Here is an 8,921-nt window from a genome sequence, read left to right as displayed (position 1 = left end):
CGGTGGCCAGCGCGCCGAGCAGGGCCAGCCCGGCGACCGCCTCGATCAGGACGGGCGGGGCGAGCGCGACCAGCGCGGTGGCCACCCCGGCACCGAGGCCGAGCAGGGCGAGCCCGAGGCCGGCGGTGACCGAGGCGATCCAGCGGCGGTCCGGGTCCGGGTGGGCGTCCGGTCCGGCGGCCAGCGCGGCGGTGATCGCGGCCAGGTTGACCGCGTGCCCACCAGCGGGCGCGGCGAGCACGCTGGCCAGCCCGGTGGCCCGCAGCGCGGCCCCGAACGGCGGCCGGTAGCCGTAGCCGACCAGCACCGCCGTCCCCGGCACGTTCTGCGCGGCCATGGTGACCAGGAACAGCGGCAGCGCCAGGCCGACCAGCGCGGACGCCTCCCAGGCGGGAGTGGTCAGGGCGAACGCGGGCCGCAGTCCCACGTCGCGGAGGCCGCCGGCGGGAGTGGTCACCGCGATGGCCACCACCGCGACGGCGAGCGCACCCGGCACCGCCCACCGCCGCGCGAACCGGTGCAGCAGCAGCCAGGCGACCACCACGGGCACGGCCAGCCGGGGCACGTCGACGAGGGCCCGGACCGGCGCGGTGCACAGCGGCAGCAGGACACCGGCGAGCATCGCCCCGGCGATGGGCTTCGGGATGGCCGCGACCGCCCGGCCGAGCGGGGGCACGAGTCCGGCGGCGACGATCAGCAGGCCGGCGACGAGGAACGCCCCGACGGCGACGGGCCAACCGCCGGGTACCGCGCCGGTGGCGACCAGCAGCGCCGCACCCGGGGTGGACCACGCCACGCTCATCGGCAGCCGGTACCGCAGGCCCAGCCAGACGGCGGCGGCACCGGACGCCACGCAGAGCGCCAGCAGTCCGGAGGCCGCCTGCGCGTCGGTGGCGCCGACGGCGCGGAGGCCGGCGAGCACGACGGTGAAGGAACTCGCGAAGCCGACCAGCGCCGTGACCACGCCGGCCAGCAACGGTTGGGTACGCCCGGCCATCCCGTCTCCCCCGGTCCACGCCACCGTTCCGTTTACGGAACGGCCGTCGTGTAGCACCATAGCCGTGTGCCGCAGCCGCCACCAAGCCGTCGTACCGACGCCTCCGAGCCGTCGTCGCGCGGGCCCGGCGCGGTCGGGCGGCGGGTGCGCGCGCTGCGCGAGGACCGCGGCCTGTCGTTGTCCGCGCTGGCGCGGCTCGCGGGCGTCGGCAAGGCCACCCTCTCGGGCCTGGAGAACGGCACCCGCAACCCGACCCTGGAGACCCTCTACGCGATCACCGCGCAGCTCGGCGTGCCGCTGGCCGCCGTGCTCTCCGGCCCGTCCGAGGAGCCGACGGTACGCGGCGCGGCGGTCCACGCCACGCTGCTGGAGGTCTTCGAGGACGCCGACGCCACGTACGAGCTGTACCGGATGCTGGTCACGCCGGGACCGGGACAGCTCTCCCCGGCGCACCAACCCGGCGTCACCGAACATGTCACCGTGTTCGCCGGCGTGCTGCGGGCCGGTCCGGTCGACGCGCCACTGACCGCCACCGCCGGTGAGCACCTGCGGTGGACCTCGGACGTGCCGCACCGGTACGCCGCCGTGGGCGACGACGACGTTCACGCCAGCCTGCTGATCCGCTACCCACGGTGACCGTCCGCCACGGGTCCGGCACAGTGGACGACATTGTTCGGCAACCTGGTCGGTGGTGTGGAGAGACGCGGGCGGGGTGTTCTTGGCAAGCTTGTCCCCATGACGCTCATCCTCCGCTCGGCCATCCTCAACGACATCGGCCTGGTCCGGACCAACAACGAGGATTCCGCCCTCGCCGGTGACCGTCTCGTCGCGGTCGCCGACGGCATGGGTGGGCTGCCCGCGGGGGAGGTGGCCAGCGAGATCGTCATCCGCATCCTGGACGAGCTGACCCCGCCGACCGGCCCGGACGAGGCCGCCGACGCGTTGCGCGCGGTGGTCAGCACCGCCAACCAGCGCATCTCGGCCGCCATCACCGTCGACCCGGCCCGCGAGGGCATGGGCACGACGCTGACCGCCGCCCTCCTCGCCGGGGACACGCTGGTGCTGGCCCAGGTCGGCGACTCCCGCTGCTACCTGCTGCGGGACGGGGAGCTGACCCAGCTCACCCGGGACGACACCTTCGTCCAGGCGCTGGTCGACCAGGGCGCGCTGTCGCCGGAGCAGGCTCGGCACCACCCCCAGCGGTCCCTGGTGACCCGGGCGGTGCAGGGAGTGGACGCGCCACCCGCCGTCGGGGTGCTCACCGTCGTGGCCGGGGACCGCCTCCTGCTGTGCAGCGACGGGCTCTCCGACTACGTCGAGCACGACGCGATCGGGCAGACCCTGGCCCACTACGGCGACCGGCAGCTCTGCGGCGAGCAACTGGTCAAGCTCGCCCACCAGGCCGGCGCCCCGGACAACGTCACCGTGGTCGTCTCGGACGTCACCGAGGTCTGATCCGGACGGCACCCCCGGGTGGGGCGACGCCCGGCAGACTAGGTAGTTGTGCCATCTAGATAGCGCCGCTAGGGTTCGCCGGGTGGATTCCGACCGACGCGGGCAGTGGCTGCGCGGGGTGCTCGACCTCTGCGTCCTGGCCGCGCTGCGGGAGGGCGAGTCGTACGGCTACCAGCTCGCTCAGGCCCTCGACGCCGCCGGCGTCGGCCCGATCCAGGGCGGGACGCTCTACCCGGTGCTCCTGCGCCTGCAACGCACCGGCCTGGTCACCGCGCAGTGGCGGGAGGGCACGTCCGGCCCGGCCCGCAAGTACTACCGGCTCACCGAGGCGGGGCGGGCCGCGCTGCGTCAGGGCGGCAGCGCCTGGCTCGCGTTCGTCGCCCCGGTGACCGCCATCGTCACGAAGGGGGTCGACGGGTGAACGCCGACGAGTGGCTGCAGACCTTGGCGGCCGAGCTGCACCAGCGCCGCGTCGCGCCCGACGCCGCACGGCACGTGGTCGTCGAGGCCGCCACGCACCTGCGCGAGGACGGCCGCGACCCGTGGCTGGTCCTCGGACCACCCCGGGAGTACGCGGCGGCGATCGCCGAGAGCCTCGGGCCCGCGCCCCGGCCGCGCCCCGGACCGGTACGGCTGCACGCGGAGGGCATCACCAAACGGTACGGGCGGCGCACGGTGCTGCGGGACGCCTCGCTTACCGTACGGGCCGGACAGATCGCCGCCGTGGTCGGCGCGAACGGCTGCGGCAAGAGCACCTTCCTGCGCGTCTGCGCCGGCCTGGTCTCCCCCGACGCCGGCGAGGTGACCGTGACGGGCCGGCTCGGCTACTGCCCGCAGCAGGGTGGCACCGCCGACTTCCTCCTGCCCGACGAGCACTTCGTGCTGGTCGGCGCCGGCCGGGGCGTGGCACGGGGTCCGGCACGCCGGGCCGGCCGCGCCGCCGCCCGCCGGCTCGGGTGGGAGGCCGACGGCGACGTCCTCGCCCGGCACCTCTCCGGCGGCACCCGACAGAAGCTGAACCTCACCATGTCGACCCTCAGCGAGCCGGACGTGCTGCTGCTCGACGAGCCGTACCAGGGCTTCGACCAGGGCACGTACGTCAACTTCTGGGAGCAGCTCACCCGGCTGCGCGACGAGGGCAAGGCGATCGTCGTGGTGACCCACCTGCTCAACCAGCTCGACCGGGTCGACCTCGTGCTCGACCTGACCCCGGCCACCCAGGGAGGGCGCGCGTGAACCGGCTCGTCACCGTCGCCGAGATGACCGCCCGGGAGCTGCTGCGCCGCCGAGGCGTACTCCTGCTCCTGCTCCTGATGCCGTTGACCTTCTGGCTCATCCGGCGGGACGCGTACGTCGGGCAGTCGGTGCGGTCGCTGCTGCTCGGCATCAGCTGGGCGGTCAGCACCGCGGCGTTGTTCGCCACGAGCGCGGCCCGCGAGCTGGAACCCCGGCTGCGGCTGGCCGGCTACCGCCCGCACCACCTCTACCTGGGCCGGATGCTCGGCCTGTGGGCCGCGGGGCTGGCCATCTCCGTGCCGTTCTTCCTGCTCACCGTCCTCGACGCACCGGAGCTGCGGCACGGCGGCGTCGCGGTGGCGATGCTCTGCTGCGTCGGGGTGGCCGCGCCGTTCGGCATGCTGATCGGCGTCCTGCTCCCCCGCGAGCTGGAGGGGACACTGCTGCTGTTGACCGTGGTGGCGGTGCAGATGCTCATCGACCCCGCCGGCACCGGCGCGAAGCTGACGCCGTTCTGGTCGAGCCGGGAGATCGCCACCTGGGCGGTGGACCACACCGACGACGGTTACCTGACCCGGGGAACCCTGCACGGCCTGGTCTTCACCGCCCTGCTGGTGGCCACCGTGGCCGCCGTGGCCAGCGTCCGGCTGCGCCGCCGACGGCACCTGCGGCACCTTCCCATCGGGTGAGCACGGGCCCCAACCCGGTTGCGGGCGACGGCGGGCCGGGTTGGGATGAACGGATGACCATCCGCCGGGTGCACGCCGAGGAACGCCTCACCACCAGCTTCCCGCTCCAGGCGTACGCCTTCGAGTCGTCGCCGATCACCGCGACCCGGGCGGACGAGTTCCGCGCGTACCTGCCCTACAACGGGGGCAACCGGACCCTGGTCGTCCAGGAGGGCGGTGAGACACGGGCCGCCGCGTCGGCGATCCCGATGCGGCAGAACCTCCGCGGCCGGGTGCAGACGATGGCGGGCGTCGCCGGTGTCGCCACCCACCCCCTCGCCCGCCGGCAGGGGCACGTCCGCACCCTGCTGCGGCAACTCCTCGACGAGATGCGCGACGAGGGTCACCCGCTGACCGCGCTGTGGCCGTTCCGGCCGTCGTTCTACGAGCGCTTCGGCTACGTCGGGCTGCCCATGCCACGTACCGCCACGTTCGGAGTCGCGGACCTGGCCCCGCTGCTCCGGGCCGAGCTGCCGGGCGAGGTGGTCTGGGAGCGCATCGGCACCGGCTACCCGACGTGGCGCGGGTTCACCGAGCGCTGCCTGCGCGAGCGGCACGGCTTCGCGCTCTTCCCCGACTACCGGGCGGTCGCCCTGCGCGACCGGGACGAGCGCTGGCTGCTGACCGCGCGCGCCGGCGGGACGGTGACCGGGGCCGTGACGTACCGGATCGACGACCACGGCGGCACGCTGGTCGCCGACGATCTGCTGGTCACCGACCCCTACGCGCGGACGCTGCTGTTGCAGTTCCTCGCCCGCCACATCGACCAGGTCGCCACGGTCCGGATGCAGCTCCCGGTCGACGAGCTGCCGGAGCTGTGGCTCACCGACCTCGACGTGCGCGTGGAGGCCCGGGTCGCCCGCCCCGGTTCCTCGGCGCCCATGGCCCGGCTGCTCTCGATGGACGCGCTGGCCGGGCTGCCCGTCGGCCCGGGCCGGGTGCGCGTGGACCTGACCGGTGACCGTTGGCTCGCCGGCTCGTACCTGCTGGACGGCACCACCGGCACGCTGGAACTGGTGACCGGGCCGGCCGCCACCGCCGGTGCCCCGCCGGCCGCCACGCTGACCGCGGCCGGGCTGTCCGCCCTGGCGTACGGGGTGCTCGACCCGGTGGAGGTCTCCCTGCGCGGGCTCGGCGACGTGCCGGTCGACGCGGGGGCGGAGCTGCGGCGCCTCTTCCCGCGCCAGCTGCCGTACCTGTTCGCCGACTTCTGACGACCCGGCCCCTACCATCACGGGGTGCATCTGAAGTCCGCCGCCGTCGTGGCCGCCCTGACCGTCGCCGTCGCGGCGCTGCCCGCCTGCGGCACGTCCGAGCCGCCCGCCGCACCGGCACCGGTCGCCGGTACGTCCGGCGCCGCCGACACGCCGGCCACGGCCGGCCCCACGGACGCCCCGGCGGCCCGTGCCGGCCTCGGCGGGCCGGGCCGGAGCGCCAGCCCGAAGCCCCCGGCCGGCGCGGCACCGAAGGCCGGCAACCCGAACGGCGGCGCCACCGTGCCGGCCGAGGCCCGCGCGGTGGACACGTCGAAGCCGACCCGGACCATCGGCACCGGCACCCCGGCGAGCTGCACCTCCGAGGCGGTCGTCAAGGCCGTGGCGGCCGGCGGCATCATCACGTTCGACTGTGGACCGGCACCGGTCACCATCGCGTTGAAGGCCACCGCCAAGGTCCGCAACGCCAACGGCCCGAAGGTCGTGCTGGACGGCGGCGGCCGGGTGACGCTGAGCGGCCAGGGGCAGCGCCGGATCCTCTACATGAACACCTGCGACGGGGCACAGGGCTGGACCACCTCGCACTGCCAGAACCAGGACCACCCACAGCTCACCGTGCAGAACCTGACGTTCGTCGAGGGCAACTCGACCGGCGAGAAGACCGAGGGCGGCGGCGGTGGCGCGATCTTCGTCCGGGGCGGCCGGTTCAAGGTGGTCAACTCGACGTTCGCCCGCAACCGCTGCGACCGTACCGGCCCGGACCTGGGTGGCGCGGCCGTGCGGGTGCTGAGCCAGTACGAGAACAAGCCGGTGTACGTCGTGAACAGCACCTTCACCGGCGGCTCCTGCTCCAACGGCGGCGCGTTGAGCAGCATCGGTGTCTCCTGGGTGGTGCTGAACAGCGTCCTGCGCGACAACGAGGCGATCGGCACCGGCGCGAACCCGGCGAAGGCCGGCACGCCGGGCGGCGGCAGCGGCGGCGCGATCTACTGCGACGGCAACGAGTTCACCGTGCGGCTCGCCGGCACGATCATCGAGGACAACGAGGCGAACGAGGGCGGCGGCGCGGTCTTCTTCGTCAGCAACAACCGCACCGGCACGATGACGATCGAGAGGTCCACGCTCCGGCGCAACCCGAGCGGACAGTTCGAGACCCGGGGCTACCCCGGCATCTTCTTCCTCGGCGCCCGCAACCCCACCGTCTCCGGCTCGACGCTGCGCTGACCTCAGTACGGGTTGCCGTGGCCCGGGAAGGGCGTGGTTGCCCGCAGGCCGCCGGCCATCGGCGGGGTCGGGGTGTCGGCACCGTGCGCCATGCCGGCGAACAGCTCCTTCAGTGCGGCCAGGGCGTTCACGCGCGGCTGCCAACCCAGCTCGGTCTCGGCCCGCTCGCTGGACATCAGCGGCGCGTTCAGGGCCAGCTGGACCCAGCCGGCGTCGATCGGTTGCAGCCGGGCGTGCCAGGTCAGCGCCGCGGCGGTCCGCAGCACCGGGCCGGCCACCGGCACCGTCCAGCCGTGGAAGTGCCGGGCCACCAGCTCCGGGGTCAGCACCGGGTCCGCGGCCAGGTTGAAGGCGCCGCGCGCGTCACCCAGGACCGCCCGGGCGTACGCGTCGGCGACGTCGTCGGTGTGCACCGCCTGCATGCGCAGCCGCGGGTTGGTCGGCACGAGCGGGATCCGGCCGAAGCGGAGCAGCTTCACGGGCACGAACGGGCCGAGGAAGTACCGGGTGATCTCGGTGGCCGCCGCCCGCTGGAAGTTCAGACCAGGGCGCATCCGCACCACCCGCACCTCCGGGTGCTCCCGCTCGGCGAGGTCGAGCATCGCCTCCACCTCAGCCTTGTCCCGGCTGTACGACGAGCCGTGCACCCCGGTCGCCGGCCACCGCTCGCTCACCGGGTGGTCCTTCGGGCCGGGCGCGTACGTGCCGACCGACGACGCGTACACCAGGGCGGGCACCTTCGCCCGGACCACCGCGTCGATCACCGCGCGACTGCCCCCGACGTTGGTCCGGTGCAGTACCCGCTGGTCGTGGCTGGGCTGGATCTGCCAGGCCAGGTGCACGACCGCGTCGGCCCCGGCGAAGACCTCGGTGAGCTGGTCGGCCGCCCCGGGCCTACCGATGTCGCAGGAGTGCCACTCCACCTGGTCGTACGGCTCACCGGCGTCCGGGCCGGGCAGCCGCCGCGCCACCCCCGCCAGGTCGACTCCCCGTTCCCGGCGCAGCCTCCGCAACAGGGCGGTACCGGCGTTGCCGCTCGCTCCCACGACCACGATCCGCATGCCCGACCCGTACCCGGTCAGGCGTCCGCCAACCCCGCCGTCACGGTCGGGGTGCGTTCCGGACCCAGCGCTTCTCCCCCGGACGCCGACCGCTCGTCGCGGCGAGGCAGCGGGGGCAGATCCAGCCCACCGGGTCGGCCTCGGTGAGCACGTCAGACCCCGTGTAGTCGAACCGCACGTGCGGGAAGCGGCGCAGCCGGGTACGGCTCAGCGGCAGCCCGCAGACGGTCTGGTTCTGCCCGGGGAGCCAGGCGTGCACCTCGCCGCCCGGTTCGCGTACGCCGTCGGGCCCGGTCTCCTCGCTCGACGCCGCCACCGCCGGGGTACTGCTCATCCTCATCCCCGGACGGTTCCCCGAGCCGGCGCGGCCATGCCTGCCGCGGCCGGAAGTCGGGACGACCCGATGTCCGGTAACCTGAGCGACGCGGGCCGCTAGCTCAATGGCAGAGCTGTGGACTTTTAATCCATAGGTTCAGGGTTCGAGTCCCTGGCGGCCCACTCTTCCGCAGGTCAACGAGCCCTTCACGGGTCCCTCGTCTTGGTGGGCGTGGCCCGTACAGCAGCGAAGTACAGCAGTAGTGCCCTTACTGATCCAGTGCGCTGCCGAGCGCCGCTTGAGCGCGTCGAGGGTGGCCGCCGAGGACACCACCGTGTAGATCTCCATGGTGATGGCGAACTGCGCGTGCCGGAGGATCTGCATCGCCACCCGGGGGTGCACGTCCAGGTCGGCCAGGAGCGAGGCGCAGGTCCGTCGGGCGTCTCGGACGGTGATCCGCCGGACCCCAGCCGCGTCGCAACGTCGGTCCCAGAAGCGGTTGAAGTTGCGTGGTTCGACCGGCCGGCCATCGACTACCTGCGCTTTCGGGACCTGCTGTGGGGTTCGATCTACGGCGGAGGAGTGACACGGGACGAGCTCGTCGCGCACTACCAGCAGTTGGCCGCGCGATGGAAGAAGCAATGACGGCCGGGCAGTCCGGGCAACACGCTGGAGGAGACGCGCTGCGGT

The 8,921-nt window shown here is 74.0% G+C and carries 10 protein-coding genes, 1 tRNA gene and 1 pseudogene; 8 read left to right on the top strand and 4 right to left on the bottom strand.

Annotated elements, in window-relative coordinates; translation table 11 throughout:
* A partial coding sequence (locus AB0I76_RS16415) for a benzoate/H(+) symporter BenE family transporter (protein ID WP_357035513.1) occupies window positions 1-997 on the bottom strand: 997 nt, incomplete at its 3' end.
* A 66-nt stretch (window positions 998-1,063) separates the two neighbouring features.
* On the opposite strand from AB0I76_RS16415, the gene AB0I76_RS16410 reads away from it, so the two are divergent.
* From AB0I76_RS16410 to AB0I76_RS16380, 7 genes are all read left to right on the top strand, one after another.
* On the top strand, window positions 1,064-1,633 hold the full coding sequence (locus AB0I76_RS16410) for an XRE family transcriptional regulator (RefSeq protein WP_357035510.1): 570 nt from the start codon (window positions 1,064-1,066) through the stop codon (window positions 1,631-1,633).
* 99 nt (window positions 1,634-1,732) lie between these two features.
* Window positions 1,733-2,452, top strand: coding sequence for a protein phosphatase 2C domain-containing protein (locus AB0I76_RS16405; RefSeq protein ID WP_357035507.1), 720 nt, complete (start codon window positions 1,733-1,735; stop codon window positions 2,450-2,452).
* 82 nt (window positions 2,453-2,534) lie between these two features.
* Window positions 2,535-2,873, top strand: coding sequence for a PadR family transcriptional regulator (locus AB0I76_RS16400; RefSeq protein WP_357035505.1), 339 nt, complete (start codon window positions 2,535-2,537; stop codon window positions 2,871-2,873).
* Complete coding sequence (locus AB0I76_RS16395) at window positions 2,870-3,688, top strand: ATP-binding cassette domain-containing protein (protein ID WP_357035502.1); 819 nt, start codon at window positions 2,870-2,872, stop codon at window positions 3,686-3,688. The genes AB0I76_RS16400 and AB0I76_RS16395 overlap by 4 nt, the downstream gene beginning before the upstream one ends.
* Window positions 3,685-4,377 carry a hypothetical protein gene (locus tag AB0I76_RS16390; RefSeq protein WP_357035499.1) on the top strand — a complete coding sequence of 231 codons (693 nt, stop codon included), beginning with the start codon at window positions 3,685-3,687 and terminating at the stop codon, window positions 4,375-4,377. The genes AB0I76_RS16395 and AB0I76_RS16390 overlap by 4 nt, the downstream gene beginning before the upstream one ends.
* A 53-nt stretch (window positions 4,378-4,430) precedes the next feature.
* Window positions 4,431-5,630 carry a GNAT family N-acetyltransferase gene (locus AB0I76_RS16385; protein ID WP_357035496.1) on the top strand — a complete coding sequence of 400 codons (1,200 nt, stop codon included), beginning with the start codon at window positions 4,431-4,433 and terminating at the stop codon, window positions 5,628-5,630.
* A gap of 30 nt (window positions 5,631-5,660) precedes the next feature.
* The gene (locus AB0I76_RS16380) at window positions 5,661-6,854 is read left to right on the top strand and encodes a hypothetical protein (RefSeq protein WP_357035516.1); all 1,194 of its coding nucleotides are present in this window, start codon (window positions 5,661-5,663) and stop codon (window positions 6,852-6,854) included.
* A 2-nt stretch (window positions 6,855-6,856) separates the two neighbouring features.
* On the opposite strand, the gene AB0I76_RS16375 is transcribed toward AB0I76_RS16380, so the two are convergent.
* Window positions 6,857-7,915 carry an NAD-dependent epimerase/dehydratase family protein gene (locus AB0I76_RS16375; RefSeq protein WP_357035493.1) on the bottom strand — a complete coding sequence of 353 codons (1,059 nt, stop codon included), beginning with the start codon at window positions 7,913-7,915 and terminating at the stop codon, window positions 6,857-6,859.
* A gap of 40 nt (window positions 7,916-7,955) precedes the next feature.
* Window positions 7,956-8,249: a hypothetical protein gene (locus AB0I76_RS16370; RefSeq protein ID WP_357035490.1), complete on the bottom strand. Its 294-nt coding sequence runs from the start codon at window positions 8,247-8,249 to the stop codon at window positions 7,956-7,958.
* Between the two features lie 92 nt (window positions 8,250-8,341).
* On the opposite strand from AB0I76_RS16370, the gene AB0I76_RS16365 reads away from it, so the two are divergent.
* Window positions 8,342-8,413, top strand: a tRNA-Lys gene (locus tag AB0I76_RS16365).
* Window positions 8,414-8,499: 86 nt separating this feature from the next.
* Here AB0I76_RS16365 and AB0I76_RS16360 read toward each other — a convergent pair.
* Window positions 8,500-8,759: pseudogene (locus tag AB0I76_RS16360) on the bottom strand (tyrosine-type recombinase/integrase); the annotation flags it as partial.
* Between the last annotated feature and the right edge of the window lie 162 nt (window positions 8,760-8,921).

Origin of the sequence: Micromonospora sp. NPDC049799 (genome assembly GCF_040656655.1) — a bacterium.
Lineage (GTDB): Bacteria > Actinomycetota > Actinomycetes > Mycobacteriales > Micromonosporaceae > Micromonospora.
Note: the sequence above shows the minus strand (reverse complement) of the source record. Positions and strands in the feature narration are given on the sequence as shown.

Coding starts and splice junctions, on each gene's coding strand:
- AB0I76_RS16405 (WP_357035507.1), top strand. CDS start 1,733: ATGACGCTCATCCTCCGCTCGGCCATCCTCAACGACATCGGCCTGGTC.
- AB0I76_RS16385 (WP_357035496.1), top strand. CDS start 4,431: ATGACCATCCGCCGGGTGCACGCCGAGGAACGCCTCACCACCAGCTTC.
- AB0I76_RS16375 (WP_357035493.1), bottom strand. CDS start 7,915: ATGCGGATCGTGGTCGTGGGAGCGAGCGGCAACGCCGGTACCGCCCTG.
- AB0I76_RS16370 (WP_357035490.1), bottom strand. CDS start 8,249: ATGAGCAGTACCCCGGCGGTGGCGGCGTCGAGCGAGGAGACCGGGCCC.